This is a genomic window from Elioraea rosea, from assembly GCF_007644105.1.
GTDB classification, from domain to species: Bacteria; Pseudomonadota; Alphaproteobacteria; order Acetobacterales; family Acetobacteraceae; genus Elioraea_A; species Elioraea_A rosea.
Genome location: NZ_VFAC01000058.1, coordinates 1 through 16,509 on the forward strand (window position 1 = coordinate 1; position 16,509 = coordinate 16,509).

Here is a 16,509-nt window from a genome sequence, read left to right on the forward strand (position 1 = left end):
CTCTGCGACATCGCCGAGCTCGTCAGCCTCGAGGCGGGCTGGCGGGCCGGTGACGCCGCGGCCGAGGCTGCGCGGGGCATCGAGGCGGCAGCCCGCGACGCTGCCGCCATCGACGCAGCCGAGCGCACGCAGCTCGCCGGGCGGCTTGAGGCCGTGGCCGATTCCCTCGGCGCGGCACAGCAGGCATTCGCCGGTCTCGAGGCGCCGCTCGTGGCCGAGCGCGAGGCGCTGGCCGCGATCGCACTGCGGCTCGAGACGGTGGCAGCCGGCCTTGCCGCCACGCTTGCCGATGACGCGCCTCGCAACGCTGCCACGGCGCTCGTCGACCGGGCAGAGGCGCTGCTTGCGCGCTACGAGGCGGCAGGCGCGATGTTCGAGGAGGCGGCCGCCGCAGCCGCGCCGCGCGCGCTCGCGGTCAATGGCGACGAGCCGATCGATTCGGTCGCAGAGCGTCTTCTCGCCGAGCTCGGCGACGGCGAGGAGGGCGCCGGGCCGCCCGTGCTCCTGCAGAGCCTCGACGAGACGATCCGCCAGCTCCGCTCCGTGGCCGGAGCCATCGCGCAGCGGAAGTGATGCGAAAGAGCGTCTGAGAATTCGCCGCCGTTGTCCGGCAGGCGGGGTTCTCTAGAATCGGAGCGCAGCGGACTTGAGGTCGTGAGCACCGGAAGCGTAGCAAGCCGGTGTCACGGGCGGCCTTTCAGCGGCCGCCGCGCTGGAAGCGCACGGCTTCTTCCGCCGCGCGGATGAGGGCGCGGGCCTTCTGGCGCGTCTCGTCGTACTCTGCCTTCGGGTTGCTGTCCGCCACCACGCCGGCTCCCGCCTGCACGTAGAGCATCCCGTCCTTCACCACGGCGGTGCGAAGCCCGATGCAGGTGTCCATGTTGCCGCGTGCGTCGAAGTAGCCGATGCAGCCGGCATAGATGCCGCGCCGCTCCGGCTCGAGCTCCTCGATGATCTCCATCGCGCGCACCTTCGGCGCCCCCGAGAGCGTGCCGGCGGGAAAGCCCGCGCAGAGCGCGTCGATCGCATCGAGCCCCTCGCGAAGCCTGCCCTCGACGGTCGAGGAGATGTGCATCACGTGGCTGTAGCGCTCGACGACGAATTGCTCGGTCACCGTCACCGAGCCGATCGCGGCGACGCGGCCGACATCGTTCCGCCCGAGGTCGAGAAGCATCAGGTGCTCGGCACGCTCCTTCGGGTCGTCGAGCAGCTCCTTCTCGAGGCGCTGGTCCTCCTCGTGCGTCGCTCCCCGCGGCCGCGTGCCGGCGAGGGGGCGGATCGTGACGACCCCGTCGCGAAGCCTGACCATGATCTCCGGGCTCGAGCCGACCACGGCGAAGCCGCCGAAATCGAGGAAGAACAGGAAGGGCGAGGGGTTCAGCCGCCGCAGCGAGCGGTAGAGCGCGAAGGGCGGCAGCGCGAACGGCACGCGGAAGCGCTGCGAGGGCACGACCTGGAACACGTCGCCGGCGCGGATGTACTCCTTCGCGCGTTCGACAGCGGCGATGTACTCCGCCTCCGTCATGTTGCTCTCGACGGCGCCGAGATCCTGCTGGGCCGAGGCCGCTGCAGCAGGCGGCGGAAGCGGCCGCGCAAGGGCGGAAGCGGCTGCGGCAAGTCTGGCCTCTGCGGCGGCGATGGCCGTCTCCGCGTCGACCCCGGGCTCGGGCCGAAGCGTCGTCGCGAAGGTGAGCGTGTCTGCGACCGTGTCGAACACCGCGACGATGGTCGGGCGCATCAGGATGCCGTCCGGCACGCCGAGCGGGTCGGGGTTCGTCTCGGGGATGCGCTCGATGCGGCGGACGAAGTCGTAGGCGAGGTAGCCGACGAGCCCGGCCGCCATCGGCGGAAGGTGCGGCGGGATCTCGACGCGCGCGGAGGCGACGAGCGCGCGAAGGGAAGCGAGCGCGCCGGTGGCCTCCGGCCGCCAGGCATTCGGGTCGGTCAGCGCGAAGCGGTTGATCTCGGCCCTGTCGCCGCGGCAGCGCCAGATCAGGTCAGGGTCGAGTGCGATGATCGAGTACCGGCCGCGCTTCGCCCCACCCTCCACGCTCTCGAGGAGCACCGCGTTCGGCCGCCCGGCTGCGAGCTTGATGAAGGCGGAGACAGGGGTCTCGAGGTCGCTGACCGTCGTGGTCCAGAGAAGCTGGGGGCGGCCCTCGGTGTAGGCCGCGCGGATGGCGGCTGGGTCGTGGCTCGCGGTCGCGGTCACGGGTCCGTCCCGACGAGGAGGTCGATGCCGCGCTGGTTGATCGTCGCCGCCGCGCGGGACTGGATGGCCTGGGCGAACTGCGCCTCGATATCGTCGCCGATGCCGGTCGCCATCGCCGCGCGCAGGGCGGCGAACCGCTCCGCCTCGCGCTGGGGCTCCGTGATCCCGGCGAGCCCGATGACGACGAAGGCGTTGGGCAGCTCGACCATCGTTGCCTCGCCGCGTTTCAGCCCGAACAGAGCCTGCAGCACGGGCGCCTGCGGCGCGCCGGCACCGCGCGCACTCCTGAGGAACGGCCCAATGCGCCGGGCCGTCCAGCCCTGCGCGGCGGCGGCCGCATCGAACGCAGTGCCGCCCTGGACGGCAGCCAGCATCTGCGCGGCCTGCGCCTCCATCGACCGGCGTCGCTCCGCGTTCTCCCAGGCGGCCTTCACCTCGTCCCGCACCGTCTCGAACGGCTTGAGCGCGGGCGGGGTGACGCTGTCGAGGCGGATGGCGAAGAAGTTCGCCCCCTCCGCCTCGACGAGCCGGCTCGTCGTGCCTGGCTGGGTCGAGAACACCGTGTCGACCACCTGCGTGCCGCCCGGGCTGAGGTTGACGCGCGTGCCGTCGGGAGCGAAGCCGGAACCGTCCATCGCCGGCACCTCGCGAACCTGGAGCGCGTGCCGCCGCCCGGCCTCGGCGAGGCTGATCCCTTCCGCGAGGCTGTCCTCGACCCGGTTCGCGATCGTGTAGATGCGCTCGGCGGCAAGCTCGCGCGCGACATCGCGGGCGAGCGTGTCGCGCACCTCGGCGAAACTCCGCGTCGCCGCGGGCTCGACGCTGACGATGCGCAGTACGTGCCAGCCGAACGCGGTCTGAAGAGGCTCGGCCACCGCGCCTTCCGCCGCGCCGAAGGCGGCCGCCGCGAGCGCCTGGTCTGGCAGGTCGGCGGCGGCGAGGCTGCCGAGCTCGACAGCCGTGCCGTTCGCCTCCGTTGCGCGGGCGGAGATCGTGGCGAAGTCGAGACCGCCGCGCCACGCTTCGGCGAGCGCGCGGGCAGCACCTTCCTCCGGGACGAGGATCTGCTCGATCACCCGCTTCTCCGGCTGGTTGAACTCGGCCGCGCGGGACTCGTAGGCGGCGCGGAGCTGCTCCTCGGTCGGGGTGATGTCGCGCGCGACATCCTCGAGCGTGAGCGCGAGAAGCGAGAACCGGCGGTATTCCGGCGCTGTGAAGCGCGCCGCGTCGTTCTCGTGAAGGCGGCGGAGCTGCTCCTCCGTCGGCTCCGGCGGCGCGGCGGCGGCGATGAAGGGCATCTCCACCACCTGCGCCTCGCGCGCCTCGCCCTGGAAGGCATAGACGGGGCCGGCGATCGCTTCGGGTGCCACGGCACCTGCGCGCACAGCGGAGAGAAGCTGCTGGCGCAGGAGGTCGCCGCGCAGGAGCTCCAGGAATCGCGCCTCCGAAAGCCCCGCGTTGCGCAGGAAGCCCTCGAAGGCCACGCGGCTGAACCGGCCATCGAGCCCCTGGAAGGGCGGGGCGGCGAACACCGCCTGGCGAAGCTGCTCGTCGGTCACCACGAGGCCGAGCCCCCGCGCCTCCTCCGAGATCGCCGTCAGCGCCGCGAGGCGGTTGACCACGTCCTCGGCCACGCGACGGCGAAGCGGCGCGGTCGGCTCAAAATTGCCGCCGAAGCTCCGCTGGAGCTGCAGGAGCTCGCGCCGATACGCTTCGTTCGCCTCGTCGAGCGGGATGTCGCGCCCGGCCACGGTCGCGACCGTCGTGGGCACGCTGCCGCCCTGGACGAAATCGCCGATGCCCCATACCGCGAAGGACAGGATCAGCAACAGGAACAGGGCTTTGGCGACCCACGATTCGAGCCACCCGCGCATCGCGGAGAGCATGGGAGAGCGGTCCTTTGCGCCGAACTTGCAGAGGCGGCGGACCATAGGGGAGGGCCCGTCGGACGGCAACAAACCCCCGTTCCCATCACCCGCCGCGCCCTGTAGGAAGCCCGCGGGCATGAATGGAGGGGCGGGGAATGGGCAAGGCACTGATCGCAGGCAATTGGAAGATGAACGGGCTTGCCGCGCAGGCCGAGGCGCTTGCGCTCGCCGTGCGCGAAGGCGCCGCCGAAGTTAGAGACCGGGCGGAGATCCTGATCTGCCCGCCCGCGACGGTGCTGGCGATGGTAGCGCGCGCCATGCGGGGCGGGCCTGTGATGGTCGGCGGGCAGGACTGCCACATGAAGGGGGAGGGCGCGCATACGGGCGACATCTCCGCCGAGATGCTCAAGGATGCTGGGGCCAGCCATGTCATCGTCGGCCACTCCGAGCGCCGCACCGATCATGGCGAGACCAACGCGATGGTGATGGGCAAGGCGCGGATGGCGATGAACTTCGAGCTCAGGCCGATCCTCTGCATCGGCGAGACGCTGGCCGAGCGCGAGCAGGGGCGGGCCCGTGAGGTCGTGCAGGACCAGATGTCCAATTCCATCCCCGACGGGTTCGAGGAGGCCGGCGGCATCGTCGCCTACGAGCCGGTCTGGGCCATCGGCACCGGCCGGACCGCCAGCGAGGACGAGATCGCCGAGATGCATTCGTTCATCCGGTCGCTGCTCGGCAGCCGCCGGATGGCCTCGGTACCGATCCTCTACGGCGGTAGCGTCAAGCCGGCGAATGCGCGGGCCATCCTCGCCCTGCCTGAGGTCGGCGGAGCGCTCGTCGGCGGGGCGAGCCTCGTTGCGGCCGATTTCCTCGCCATCGCCGCCGCCGCGCCGTGAGGGGGCGCCCTGCCGCCCGCGGGGGTGGCGCGGCGGGCGCGAACCCTGTATGACCCGCCGCATCCGCGACATTGACGGCCGAGGCCCATGACCACCGTTCTCCTGGTGATCCACCTGCTCGTGACGATCGCACTGATCGTCGTCGTGCTGCTCCAGCGCAGCGAGGGCGGTGGCCTCGGCATCGGCTCGGGCGGCGGGGGCATGGGCAACTTCATGTCCGGCCGCGGCACGGCGAACCTGCTCACGCGCGCCACCGCCATCCTCGGCACGATCTTCTTTGCCCTGTCGCTCGCGCTCGCGCTGATGAACCAGGGTACGCGCCAGCCCCGGTCGCTTCTCGATTCGCCGCCTGCCTCGACCGCGCCCGCCGTGCCCGCGCCTGCTCCGGCCGCGCCGGCTCCCGCCGTTCCGACCAACTGAATCAACACGCAAGGCGGGAGTGCAGGAACGTGGTGTTGAGCCGCGCGGGAATGCCTGCGTATGGTGTCCGCCCATGACGCGATACGTGTTCATCACGGGCGGCGTGGTTTCCTCCCTCGGCAAGGGCATCGCCTCGGCGGCCTTGGGCGCGCTCCTCCAGGCGCGTGGGTTCCGCGTCCGCCTCCGCAAGCTCGACCCCTACCTCAACGTCGATCCGGGGACGATGAGCCCCTACCAGCACGGCGAGGTCTACGTCACTGATGACGGGGCGGAGACCGATCTCGACCTCGGCCACTACGAACGCTTCACCGGCGTGGGCGCGACCAGGGCCGACAACGCCACCACGGGCCGCATCTACGCCAACGTGATCGCCAAGGAGCGGCGGGGCGACTATCTCGGCGCGACCGTGCAGGTGATCCCGCACGTGACGGACGCGATTAAGGCCGCCATCACGGCGCCGACCGCGGCCGAGGGCGAGAAGGAGGCCGATTTCGTCCTCGCCGAGATCGGCGGCACGGTGGGCGACATCGAGAGCCTTCCCTTCCTCGAGGCCATCCGCCAGCTGGGCAACGAGGTGGGGCCGGAGCGGGCGCTCTTCGTCCATCTCACCCTCGTTCCCTGGATCCCGTCCGCCGGCGAGCTCAAGACCAAGCCGACGCAGCACTCGGTGAAGGAGCTGCTCAACGTCGGCATCCAGCCGCAGATCCTGCTCTGCCGCTGCGACCGGCCGATCCCGGAAGGCGAGCGGCGGAAGATCGCGCTCTTCTGCAACGTGCGGCAGGAGGCGGTGATCCCCGCGCTCGATGTCGACACGATCTACGCGGTGCCTGGCAGCTACCACCGCGAGGGGCTCGACCGAGAGGTGCTAAGGCATTTCGGCCTCCCTTTCGAGACCGAGCCCGAGATCGCGCCCTGGGAAAAGATCGTCGAGACGATCCGCTCGCCCGAGGGCGAGGTGACGATCGCGGTCGTCGGCAAGTACACGAACCTCCTCGACAGCTACAAATCCCTCGCCGAGGCGCTCGCGCATGGCGGCATCGCCAACGGCGTTCGGGTGAAGCTCGACTGGGTGGACAGCCAGATCTTCGAGACGCCTGGGGCGATCCACCGGCTCGAGGGCGTGCACGGCATCCTCGTTCCCGGCGGCTTCGGCGAGCGCGGCACGGAAGGCAAGATCGAGGCGGTGCGCTTCGCGAGGGAGCGGAAGCTTCCCTTCTTTGGCATCTGCTTCGGCATGCAGATGGCAGTGATCGAGGCGGCGCGGAACCTCGTCGGCCTCGAAGGCGCGTCCTCGACCGAGTTCGGGACCTGCGAGCACCCCGTGGTCGGCCTTCTCACCGAGTGGACGCGGGGCAACGAGGTGGAGAAGCGCGACGAGGGCGGCGATCTCGGCGGCACGATGCGGCTCGGCGCCTATCCGTGCGTCCTGCAGCCCGGCTCGCTGGTGCGGCGGATCTACGAGAAGGCGCGGATCAGCGAGCGGCACCGCCACCGCTACGAGGTGAACATCCGCTACAAGCCGATGCTCGAGGAGCGCGGCCTCCTGTTCTCCGGCATGAGCCCGGATGCGACGCTTCCCGAGATCGTCGAGCTGCCCGACCATCCCTGGTTCGTCGGCGTGCAGTTCCACCCCGAGCTCAAGTCCCGCCCGCTCGAGCCGCACCCGCTTTTCGCGAGCTTCGTGCGCGCCGCCCTCGAACAGAGCAGGCTCGTATGACGGCCGTTCTGCTTACGCCGATCGGCCTCGTCCGCTCCACCCGCAAGGAGCCGACGGATGACGGGTGGGACGCCGAGCTCGCCTCGATCGCGCTCGACACGTCCCGGTTCGGCCCCGAGGCGCTGATCGGGCTCGACAGCTTCTCGCATGTCGAGGTGATCTTCCTGTTCCACCTCGTCGACGAGGCGACCGTGGAGACGGGCGCGCGCCACCCGCGCGGCAACCCCGACTGGCCGCGCGTCGGCATCTTCGCCCAGCGCGGCAAGGATCGGCCGAACCGGCTCGGCTCCACCGTCTGCCGCGTGCTCCGCGTCGAGGGAACGGTGCTGCATGTCGCCGGGCTCGATGCGGTCGACGGCACGCCGGTTCTCGACCTCAAGCCGTGGCTCGACGGATTCTCCCCGCGCGGGATGCGCCGCCAGCCAGGCTGGGCCGACCAGATCATGGAAGGCTACTGGTCGTGACCGTCACGGTCGCCCGGCTTGAGATCAGGGGGCTCGAGATCGGCAATGACCAGCCTCTCGTGCTCATCGCCGGTCCCTGCCAGATCGAGAGCCGCGACCATGCCTTCGCGATGGCCGGCGCGCTGAAGGAGATCGCTGCTAAGGCCGGGATCGGGCTGATCTACAAGTCGAGCTTCGACAAGGCGAACCGCACCAGCCTCAAGGGCGCGCGCGGCATCGGCATGGAGAAAGGCCTCGCGATCCTCGCCGAGATTCGCGCGGGCCTCGAACTGCCGGTGCTGACCGACGTGCACGCCCCCGAGCAGTGCCGCGTCGCCGCAGAGGCTGTGGACGTGCTGCAGATCCCCGCCTTCCTCTGCCGGCAGACCGACCTTCTGATCGCCGCCGGAGAGACGGGGCAGGCGGTCAACATCAAGAAGGGCCAGTTCCTCGCGCCGTGGGACATGGCGAACGTTGCGGAGAAGGTCGCGAGCACCGGAAACCGCCGGATCCTGCTGACCGAGCGGGGGGCCTCCTTCGGCTACAACACGCTCGTCGCCGACATGCGGTCGCTGCCGATCATGGCGGCGACCGGCTATCCGGTGGTGATGGACGCGACCCACGCCGTGCAGGCACCCGGTGGGCTCGGCGGTGCGTCGGGCGGGCAGCGCGAGATGGCGCCGGTTCTCGCGCGGGCCGCCGTGGCGGTGGGCGTGGCCGCCGTCTTCATCGAGTGCCACGAGGAGCCGGACCGCGCCCCCTCCGACGGGCCGGTGATGCAGAGGCTGGACGCGATGCCGGCGCTGCTGTCCCGCCTGGTCGCGATCGACCGCCTGGCGAAGGCGTAGCATCGGGCCGCGTCTGCTTCGGCACGCCATGGCCGAGCGCGGCGACTGCCACGATGGCCTCGATCCCCGTGAGCTTCCCGCGCGCGATGGCGTGCCCCTCCGCGCCGAGCAGCACGGCCTGGCGTGCGCCGCGCGGGCCGGAGAGCAACGCGCCATCAACAGCGACGGCGCGGTGCCAGGGAAAGGCCTCGTCCTGTCCGCCAGCGAGGGTGGCGAGGATGTAGGCTGCATGGCGCGGCGCGATGTCGAGATGCGCGCCGATGTCGGCGAAGGTCACGACCGCGCCTTCCGGAACCGAGCGGATGATGGCGAGGATGTCTGCCTTGATTCGGGCGAAGGCTTCCGAGCGGGACATGGTGCGCGGGGCCTTCGTCAGACGCTTCGCATCAGCCCGCCATCGACGCGGATGTTCTGGCCGGTGATGTAGCCCGCGCCGTCCGAGGCGAGGAACGCGATGGTCGCTGCGATCTCGGCTTCCGTGCCGTAGCGCTTCATCGGCACGCCGGCGCGCCGCTCCTCCGTCTGCGGCAGGCTGTCGATCCAGCCGGGGAGCACGTTGTTCATCCGGACGTTGTCTGCGGCGTACTGGTCGGCGAAGAGCTTGGTGTAGGCGGCGAGACCGGCGCGGAACACGGCGGAGGTCGGGAACATCGGGCTCGGCTCGAAGGCCCAGGCCGTCGAGACATTGACGATGGAGCCCGATTTCCTCTGCTGCATCAGGGGGGCGACAAGGCGAACGGCGCGGATCACGTTCATCAGGTAGACGTCGAGCCCAGTGTGCCACTGCTCGTCCGTGATCTCGAGAAGTGGGGCGCGCGGGCCGTGCCCGGCGCTGTTGACCAGGACGTCGATGCGCCCCCAGCGCGCCATCGCCGCATCGACGAGGCGGCGGAGATCATCGTTCGACTGGTTCGAGCCGGTCACGCCGATGCCGCCGAGCTCCTTCGCAAGGGCCTCCCCCTTGCCGGAGGAGGACAGGATGCCGATGGCGAACCCGTCCTGCGCCAGCCGCCGCGCAGCGGCCGCGCCCATGCCGCTTCCGCCTGCCGTAACCACCGCAACCTTCTTCTCAGTCGCCATGTGCCTCTCCGGATGCCGCACCTGCGCGGGGCGGGGAGCGTAACGCAACCGCGACTGGTGCGAAGCCCCGTGCCGGGCGATACCGGGGCGATGTTCGCCTGGGCAGAGCGCCACATCCCGCCGACCGTGCCGCCGGAGGGGCCGCCGCCGTCATCGGGGCTGCTCGCCTTCTACTGGCACTTCATCGCCCAGGCGCGCGGCGCCTTCGCCGCTCTGTTCGGCGCGGCCTTCACCGTCGCGCTGCTCGACACGATGGTGCCGCTCTTCATGGGCCGGGTGGTGACGCTTCTCGAACGGCACGAGGCGAGCGCGCTGCTGCGCGAGACCTGGCCGGAACTGCTCGGCATGGCGGTCGTGCTGCTGCTGCTTCGCCCTGCCGCCCTGGTGACGCAGCAGGTGCTCGCAAGCCAGGTGATCGCTGCGAACTTCACCAACCGCATCCGCTGGCAGAGCCACTGGCACGTGGTGCGGCAGGGCTGGAGCTTCTTCCAGAACGACTTCGCCGGCCGCATCGCCACGCGGGTGATGCAGACCGGCCCGAGCCTGCGCGAGAGCGTCGTCGCCTCCCTCCAGGCCGTCTGGTACCTGATGGTGTACGGCGCGGTGTCGATCGTCGCGCTCGCAGCCCTCGCGCCCGCGCTCGTCGCGCCCGTCCTCGTCTGGTTCGTCGCCTACATCCTGCTCCTGCGCGGGTTCGTGCCGCGGCTGCGCGACCGCGCGAAGGCGACCTCCGAGGCGCGGTCCGCGCTGACGGGGCGGATCGTCGACACCTACTCGAACATCCTCACCGTCAAGCTCTTCGCCCGGACGCGCGACCAGGACGAGTTCGTGCGCGACGGCATCAATCGCCACACGACGACCTTCCTCCGCCAGCTCCGGCTGATCACCGTGTTCAGCCTCAGCCTCAACCTGCTCTCCGCAGCGATGGTGACGGCAACGGCCGGGCTCGCGGTCTGGCTCTGGACGGAGGGGGCTGTGCGGACGGGGATGGTCGCTGCCGTCCTGCCGCTCACCTGGCAGCTTCTGCGCACGGCGGGCTGGGTGGCAGACAGCGTCACCGGCATCTTCGAGAACGTCGGCACCGTCCAGGAGGGGATGCTGACGATCGCCAAGCCGCTGCGCGACGGCGACCGCGAGGACGCCGTGCCGCTCGTCGTGACGCGTGGGGCGATCCGCTACGAGAACGTCTCGTTCGGCTACGGCGCCGCGCGCGGCGTGATCCGCGAGCTGACGCTCGACATCGCGCCTGGCGAGCGCGTCGCGCTCGTCGGCCATTCGGGCGCGGGGAAGTCGACGCTGATCAACCTCCTTCTCGGCTTCTTCCCGACCGAGCAGGGCCGCATCCTGATCGACGGGCAGGACATCGCGGGCGTGACGCAGGAGAGCCTCCGGCAGCAGATCGCGGTGGTGACGCAGGACACCTCGCTTCTGCACCGGACGATCCGCGAGAATATCCGCTTCGGCCGGCCCGATGCCACCGAGGAGGAGGTGATCGAGGCCGCGCGCATGGCCGCGGCGCACGACTTCATCCAGGGACTCTCCGACTGGGACGGGCGGGCGGGCTATGACGCGCGCGTCGGCGAGCGCGGGGTGAAGCTCTCCGGTGGGCAGCGGCAGCGCGTGGCGATCGCGCGCGTGATCCTGAAGGGCGCGCCGATCCTCGTGCTCGACGAGGCGACGAGCGCGCTCGACAGCGAGAGCGAGGCGGTGATCCAGGAGCAGCTCGAGACGCTGATGGCAGGCCGCACCGTCATCGCCGTCGCGCACCGCCTCTCCACCATCGCGCGGATGGACAGGCTGGTGGTCATGGAGGAGGGGCGCATCGTCGAGCAGGGCAGCCACGCCGAGCTGCTCGCCGCAGGCGGCGCCTACGCACGGATGTGGAGCCGCCAATCGGGCGGCTTCCTCGACGACCCGGCGCAGGCGGGGCGGCTCGGCTACCCGGCCGGGTGAGGTTGCCGCCGGGCCGGCTTCGGGCTAATCGCGGGTCGGTCCTCAAGGAGAGCCCCATGCCCAAGCACGACACCGCCATTGCCGACATCGTCGCCCGCGAGATCCTCGACAGCCGCGGAAACCCGACGGTCGAGGTCGAGGTCGTGCTCGATGGCGGGGCGGTCGGCGTGGCAGCCGTTCCCTCGGGCGCGTCTACCGGCGCGCACGAGGCGGTGGAACTGCGCGACGGCGATAAGGCCCGCTTCGGCGGCAAGGGCGTGAGGAAGGCGATCGACGCGGCGGAAGGCGAGATCTTCGATGCGCTGTCGGGCCTCGATGCCTCCGAGCAGGTGATGATCGACACCCTGATGATCGATCTCGACGGCACGCCCAACAAGGGGCGCCTCGGCGCCAACGCCATCCTCGGCGTCAGCCTCGCCGTCGCCAAGGCCGCTGCGGCAGCGCACGGGCTGCCGCTCTGGCGCTGGGTCGGCGGCTCGCTCGCCCGCACCCTGCCGGTGCCGATGATGAACGTCATCAATGGCGGCGCGCATGCCGACAACCCGATCGACATCCAGGAATTCATGATCATGCCGGTGGGTGCCGGAACGGGGGCGGACGCGATCCGCATCGGCGCGGAGGTGTTCCAGGCGCTGAAGAAGACACTGTCCGACCAGGGGCACGCGACGAATGTGGGCGACGAGGGCGGCTTCGCCCCGAACTTCGCCTCGGCGGACGAGGCGCTCGGCGCCATCGCCAAGGCGGTCGAGCGCGCGGGCTACCGGCTCGGCGAGGACGTGCTGTTCGCACTCGACTGCGCCGCGACCGAGTTCTTCAAGGGCGGCGTCTACGACATGGAAGGCGAGGGCAAGAAGCTCGACCCTGCCGGCATGGTCGACTACCTCGCCGGCCTCTGCGGCAAGTGGCCGATCGTCTCGATCGAGGACGGCTGCTCGGAGGATGACTGGCAGGGCTGGAAGCTGCTCACCGACAAGTTGGGCGCGAAGGTGCAGCTCGTCGGCGACGACCTGTTCGTGACCAACACGGCCCGGCTCGCGGAGGGCATCCAGAAGGGGGTCGGCAACGCCATCCTCGTGAAGGTGAACCAGATCGGCACGCTGACCGAGACGCTGGAGGCGGTCGACATGGCGCATCGCGCCGGCTACCGCGCGGTGATGAGCCACCGCTCCGGCGAGACCGAGGACAGCACGATCGCCGATCTCGCGGTGGCCACCAATTGCGGACAGATCAAGACCGGCTCGCTCAGCCGCTCCGACCGCACGGCGAAGTACAACCAGCTCATCCGCATCGAGGCCGCGCTGGGCCCGGCGGCGCGCTATGCCGGCCGGGCGGCAGTGATCCGAGGCTGATCGGCAACACCTGCGGCTTCTCTTCGCGTTCCGGCTCAGTACCGCTTGCGGCGACGCGGCAACGCGTGGTGACCTTCCGCGCATGGGGATGTCCTCGGAGTTGAAGCGCCGTGTGGGAACGGCGGCGGGAACCTGTCTCGCCGTCGCCGTCGTCGGCTTCTTCGTCTGGCACACGCTGCAGGGCAGCCGCGGCCTGATCGCGCTCGGGGCGATCCGCGAGCAGATCACGCTTGCCGAGGGCGAGCTCGCGCGCCTCGAAGCGGAGCGTGACCGGCTCGAGGCGCGGGTCTCGGGGCTTCGGGCCGAGCGGCTCGATGCCGATGCGCTCGACGAGCGGGCGAGGGCCATGCTGAACCTCGCCGGCAAGGACGATCTCGTCATCCTGTACGGGCCTGGCGGGAGGCTGTACTGAGCCCGCGAATGCGGCAATCGCCGGTCTTCGTTCCCCCCCTTCGTGAAATTTCCTGTCGCGCACTCCTGCCGTTGTGGCAACGAGCGATCCGCCGCGCCGGCCTCGTCGCTCTACGAGAAAAGCAGCATCAGGGAGCTTAACCGCATCAGGGTTAATGATCCCTATTGCATTGCAACATCAAAGGTTTTTGCCTGCGGGATGCTTGCTTCCGGCGTTTTGTGGCGGTAGGGAGCCGGGAGGCGGCGAGTGCGCCGCGCGAGCAACCGGAAGCCCGGGGGGAAGACGATGGCAGGCACGGCCGAGGCTGGCACCGCGCGCAGGAAGGGCAAGGCAGAGAAGGTCCCCGCGATGGGCAAGGACGAACTCCTCGCCGCATTCCGCGACATGCTGCTGATCCGCCGCTTCGAGGAGAAGGCGGGCCAGCTCTACGGCATGGGCCTCATCGGCGGGTTCTGCCACCTGTATATCGGCCAGGAAGCCGTCGTCGTCGGCATGCAGAGCGTGCTGAAGCCGGGCGACCAGGTGATCACCTCCTACCGCGACCATGGCCACATGCTGGCGACCGGCATGGAGGCGCGCGGCGTCATGGCCGAGCTCACCGGGCGCATCGGCGGCTATTCGAAGGGCAAGGGCGGCTCGATGCACATGTTCTCGACCGAGAAGGGGTTCTACGGCGGGCATGGCATCGTCGGCGCGCAGGTGAGCCTCGGCGCCGGCCTCGCCTTCGCCAACTGGTACCGCGACAGCGACAATGTGTGCCTGACCTATTTCGGCGAGGGCGCCTCGAACCAGGGCCAGGTGTTCGAGACCTTCAACATGGCCGCGCTCTGGAAGCTGCCCTGCGTGTTCATCATCGAGAACAACAAGTACGCGATGGGAACGAGCCAGGAGCGCAACACGGTCACCTCCGACCTCTCCAGGCGCGGCGCCCCCTGGGGCATCCCGGGCAGCCAGGTCAACGGCATGGACGTGATGGCTGTGAAGGAGGCGGGCGAGATGGCGGTCGCGCACTGCCGCGCGGGCAAGGGGCCGTACCTCCTCGAGATGAAGACCTACCGCTACCGCGGCCACTCGATGTCCGACCCCGCGAAGTACCGCACCCGCGAGGAGGTGCAGGAGATGCGCCAGAGCCACGACCCGATCGAGGGCGCGCGCTCCTCCCTCGCCGAGCTCTACGGGGTGGACGAGGCGGCGCTTCGGCCGATCGAGGACGAGGTGAAGGCGATCGTCCAGGAGGCGGCCGACTTCGCGCAGTCCTCCCCCGAGCCGGACCCCTCCGAGCTCTGGACCGACGTGCTGACCGAGGCGACCTGAGCAGCCGCCCACGGGACCCGGGAAGAAGAAGAGAACGACGATGACCGACATCCTGATGCCGGCGCTGAGCCCGACCATGACCGAGGGCAAGCTCGCGAAGTGGCTGAAAAAGGAAGGCGACGTGGTGCGCGCCGGCGACGTGATCGCCGAGATCGAGACTGACAAGGCGACCATGGAGGTCGAGGCGGTCGACGAGGGCGTGCTGTCGAAGATCGTGGTCGCGGAAGGCACTGAGGGCGTGCAGGTGAACTCCGTGATCGCCGTTCTCGGCGGCGGCGGCGAGGCGACCGCGCAGGAGATCCCCACCCCCGTCGCGAAGAAGGAGGAGAAGAAGGAGGAGGCTCCGAAGCAGGCAGCGGCCGTTCCGGCCGCGCCGGCGCGCAGCCCCACCACCGAGCCGGAGAAGGACTGGGGTCCGAGCGCGACGATCACCGTTCGCGAGGCGCTGCGCGAGGCGATGGCGCTCGAGATGCGGCGCGACAAAGACGTGTTCCTGATGGGCGAGGAGGTCGGCCAGTACCAGGGCGCCTACAAGATCTCCCAGGGGCTGCTCGACGAGTTCGGGCCGAAGCGCGTGCTCGACACGCCGATCACCGAGCATGGCTTCACCGGCATCGCGGTGGGTGCCGCGATGGCGGGGCTGAAGCCGATCGTCGAGTTCATGACCTTCAACTTCTCGATGCAGGCGATCGACCAGATCATCAACTCGGCCGCCAAGACGCTCTACATGTCGGGCGGGCAGATCAAATGCCCGATCACGTTCCGCGGCCCGAACGGGGCGGCCGCGCGCGTCGCCGCCCAGCACAGCCAGTGCTACGCGTCGTGGTATGCGCATTGCCCGGGGTTGAAGGTGGTCGCGCCCTGGTCGGCGGCGGATGCGAAGGGGCTTCTGCGCGCAGCAATCCGCGACCCCAACCCCGTGATCGTTCTCGAGAACGAGGTGGTGTACGGCCAGGGCTTCGAATGCCCGACCGATCCTGACTTCATCCTCCCGCTCGGCAAGGCGAAGGTCGAGCGCGAGGGAACGGACGTGACGATCGTCGCCTTCTCGATCGCAACCGGAATCGCGATGCAGGCGGCAGAGGCGCTGGCAGCGGCCGGCATCAGCGCAGAGGTGGTGAATCTCCGCACGCTCCGCCCGCTCGACATCGAGACGATCGTGAACTCGGTGAAGAAGACCAACTGCATCGTCTCGGTCGAGGAGGGCTGGCCCTATGCCGGCATCGGCTCGGAGATCGCGGCGACCGTGATGGAACACTGCTTCGACTGGCTCGATGCGCCGATGGTGCGCGTGCACGGCGCGGACGTGCCGATGCCCTATGCAGCGAACCTCGAGAAGCTCGCCCTGCCGCAAGTGTCGCAGGTGGTGGAAGCCGCCAAGCGCGTGACCTATCGCTGAGCCGGGAGAGGGGAGGGACCGAGAGATGGCGACGAACATCCTGATGCCGGCGCTGAGCCCGACGATGACGGAGGGCAAGCTCGCGAAGTGGTTGAAGAAGGAAGGCGAGCAGGTGCGCGCCGGCGACGTGATCGCCGAGATCGAGACCGACAAGGCGACCATGGAGGTCGAGGCGGTCGACGAGGGCGTGCTGTCGAAGATCATGGTGCCAGAGGGAACAGAGGGCGTTCAGGTGAACGCAGTGATCGCCGTGCTCAACGGCGAGGGCGGCGAAGCCGCAGCGGCGCCTGCCCCGAAGGCCGAACCGCCGAAGGCGGAGCCGCCCAAGGCCGAGGCGCCGAAGGCTGCACCGGCCGCGGCACCGAGCCCCGCCGCGCCGAAGGGCTTCGACCCGCAGCCCGACCCGCCGAAGACGAACGGCGCGGGCGGTGACCGCGTGTTCGCCTCGCCCCTCGCGCGCCGCATGGCGCAGCAGGCCGGCATCGATCTCGCCTCGCTCAAAGGCTCCGGCCCCGGCGGACGGATCGTGAAGGCCGACATCGACGCCGCGCGTTCGGGCGGGGCGAAGCCGGCGCCCGCGGCAGCCGCCGCTCCCGCT

Annotated in this window: 15 protein-coding genes and 1 pseudogene; 12 read left to right on the forward strand and 4 right to left on the reverse strand. The window is 70.1% G+C overall.

Annotated features, from left to right (window positions below):
• Nucleotides 1–573, forward strand: a 573-nt coding sequence (locus tag FIF60_RS21775) for a hypothetical protein (protein ID WP_204251266.1), incomplete at its 5' end; no start/stop codon positions are given.
• 124 nt (nt 574–697) lie between these two features.
• Here FIF60_RS21775 and trpE read toward each other — a convergent pair.
• Complete coding sequence (trpE, locus tag FIF60_RS20155) at nt 698–2,212, reverse strand: anthranilate synthase component I (protein WP_204251267.1); 1,515 nt, start codon at nt 2,210–2,212, stop codon at nt 698–700.
• The gene (locus FIF60_RS20160; protein WP_158639321.1) at nt 2,209–4,098 is read right to left on the reverse strand and encodes a SurA N-terminal domain-containing protein; all 1,890 of its coding nucleotides are present in this window, start codon (nt 4,096–4,098) and stop codon (nt 2,209–2,211) included. Before FIF60_RS20160 ends, trpE begins: the two co-directional genes overlap by 4 nt.
• A gap of 137 nt (nt 4,099–4,235) precedes the next feature.
• Between FIF60_RS20160 and tpiA the strand changes: the two genes are divergently transcribed.
• The 5 genes from tpiA to kdsA all read left to right on the forward strand — a co-directional run bounded on the left by tpiA (nt 4,236) and on the right by kdsA (nt 8,404).
• Nucleotides 4,236–4,976: a triose-phosphate isomerase gene (tpiA, locus tag FIF60_RS20165; RefSeq protein ID WP_144300089.1), complete on the forward strand. Its 741-nt coding sequence runs from the start codon at nt 4,236–4,238 to the stop codon at nt 4,974–4,976.
• Nucleotides 4,977–5,063: 87 nt separating this feature from the next.
• On the forward strand, nt 5,064–5,396 hold the full coding sequence (secG, locus tag FIF60_RS20170) for a preprotein translocase subunit SecG (RefSeq protein ID WP_144300090.1): 333 nt from the start codon (nt 5,064–5,066) through the stop codon (nt 5,394–5,396).
• A gap of 73 nt (nt 5,397–5,469) precedes the next feature.
• On the forward strand, nt 5,470–7,113 hold the full coding sequence (locus FIF60_RS20175; RefSeq protein ID WP_144300091.1) for a CTP synthase: 1,644 nt from the start codon (nt 5,470–5,472) through the stop codon (nt 7,111–7,113).
• Nucleotides 7,110–7,577, forward strand: a complete 468-nt coding sequence (locus FIF60_RS20180; RefSeq protein ID WP_144300092.1) for an SAM-dependent methyltransferase — start codon at nt 7,110–7,112, stop codon at nt 7,575–7,577. Before FIF60_RS20175 ends, FIF60_RS20180 begins: the two co-directional genes overlap by 4 nt.
• Nucleotides 7,574–8,404: a 3-deoxy-8-phosphooctulonate synthase gene (gene kdsA, locus FIF60_RS20185; RefSeq protein ID WP_239451734.1), complete on the forward strand. Its 831-nt coding sequence runs from the start codon at nt 7,574–7,576 to the stop codon at nt 8,402–8,404. Before FIF60_RS20180 ends, kdsA begins: the two co-directional genes overlap by 4 nt.
• A 106-nt stretch (nt 8,405–8,510) precedes the next feature.
• Here kdsA and FIF60_RS22430 read toward each other — a convergent pair.
• Nucleotides 8,511–8,759, reverse strand: a pseudogene (locus FIF60_RS22430) (MGMT family protein); the annotation flags it as partial.
• 17 nt (nt 8,760–8,776) lie between these two features.
• On the reverse strand, nt 8,777–9,484 hold the full coding sequence (locus tag FIF60_RS20195) for an SDR family oxidoreductase (RefSeq protein ID WP_144300094.1): 708 nt from the start codon (nt 9,482–9,484) through the stop codon (nt 8,777–8,779).
• A gap of 57 nt (nt 9,485–9,541) precedes the next feature.
• Between FIF60_RS20195 and FIF60_RS20200 the strand changes: the two genes are divergently transcribed.
• From FIF60_RS20200 to FIF60_RS20225, 6 genes are all read left to right on the forward strand, one after another.
• Nucleotides 9,542–11,437 carry an ABC transporter ATP-binding protein gene (locus tag FIF60_RS20200; protein WP_239451735.1) on the forward strand — a complete coding sequence of 632 codons (1,896 nt, stop codon included), beginning with the start codon at nt 9,542–9,544 and terminating at the stop codon, nt 11,435–11,437.
• A gap of 56 nt (nt 11,438–11,493) precedes the next feature.
• On the forward strand, nt 11,494–12,786 hold the full coding sequence (gene eno, locus FIF60_RS20205) for a phosphopyruvate hydratase (protein WP_144300095.1): 1,293 nt from the start codon (nt 11,494–11,496) through the stop codon (nt 12,784–12,786).
• 100 nt (nt 12,787–12,886) lie between these two features.
• Nucleotides 12,887–13,198 carry an FtsB family cell division protein gene (locus FIF60_RS20210; RefSeq protein WP_239451736.1) on the forward strand — a complete coding sequence of 104 codons (312 nt, stop codon included), beginning with the start codon at nt 12,887–12,889 and terminating at the stop codon, nt 13,196–13,198.
• A 348-nt stretch (nt 13,199–13,546) separates the two neighbouring features.
• A complete protein-coding gene (gene pdhA, locus FIF60_RS20215; protein ID WP_239451737.1) occupies nt 13,547–14,512 on the forward strand; it encodes a pyruvate dehydrogenase (acetyl-transferring) E1 component subunit alpha in 966 nt (321 codons plus the stop codon).
• A gap of 40 nt (nt 14,513–14,552) precedes the next feature.
• Entirely contained in the window at nt 14,553–15,911 is a 1,359-nt protein-coding gene (locus FIF60_RS20220; protein ID WP_144300097.1) for a pyruvate dehydrogenase complex E1 component subunit beta, read from the forward strand.
• A 25-nt stretch (nt 15,912–15,936) separates the two neighbouring features.
• Nucleotides 15,937–16,509, forward strand: a 573-nt coding sequence (locus tag FIF60_RS20225) for a biotin/lipoyl-containing protein (RefSeq protein ID WP_144300098.1), incomplete at its 3' end; no start/stop codon positions are given.

What these genes read in the sequence shown, in the direction of transcription:
- FIF60_RS20160 (WP_158639321.1), bottom strand. Translation starts at nt 4,098, where the DNA reads ATGCTCTCCGCGATGCGCGGGTGGCTCGAATCGTGGGTCGCCAAAGCC.
- tpiA (WP_144300089.1), top strand. Translation starts at nt 4,236, where the DNA reads ATGGGCAAGGCACTGATCGCAGGCAATTGGAAGATGAACGGGCTTGCC.
- secG (WP_144300090.1), top strand. Translation starts at nt 5,064, where the DNA reads ATGACCACCGTTCTCCTGGTGATCCACCTGCTCGTGACGATCGCACTG.
- FIF60_RS20175 (WP_144300091.1), top strand. Translation starts at nt 5,470, where the DNA reads ATGACGCGATACGTGTTCATCACGGGCGGCGTGGTTTCCTCCCTCGGC.
- FIF60_RS20180 (WP_144300092.1), top strand. Translation starts at nt 7,110, where the DNA reads ATGACGGCCGTTCTGCTTACGCCGATCGGCCTCGTCCGCTCCACCCGC.
- FIF60_RS20195 (WP_144300094.1), bottom strand. Translation starts at nt 9,484, where the DNA reads ATGGCGACTGAGAAGAAGGTTGCGGTGGTTACGGCAGGCGGAAGCGGC.
- eno (WP_144300095.1), top strand. Translation starts at nt 11,494, where the DNA reads ATGCCCAAGCACGACACCGCCATTGCCGACATCGTCGCCCGCGAGATC.
- pdhA (WP_239451737.1), top strand. Translation starts at nt 13,547, where the DNA reads ATGGGCAAGGACGAACTCCTCGCCGCATTCCGCGACATGCTGCTGATC.
- FIF60_RS20220 (WP_144300097.1), top strand. Translation starts at nt 14,553, where the DNA reads ATGACCGACATCCTGATGCCGGCGCTGAGCCCGACCATGACCGAGGGC.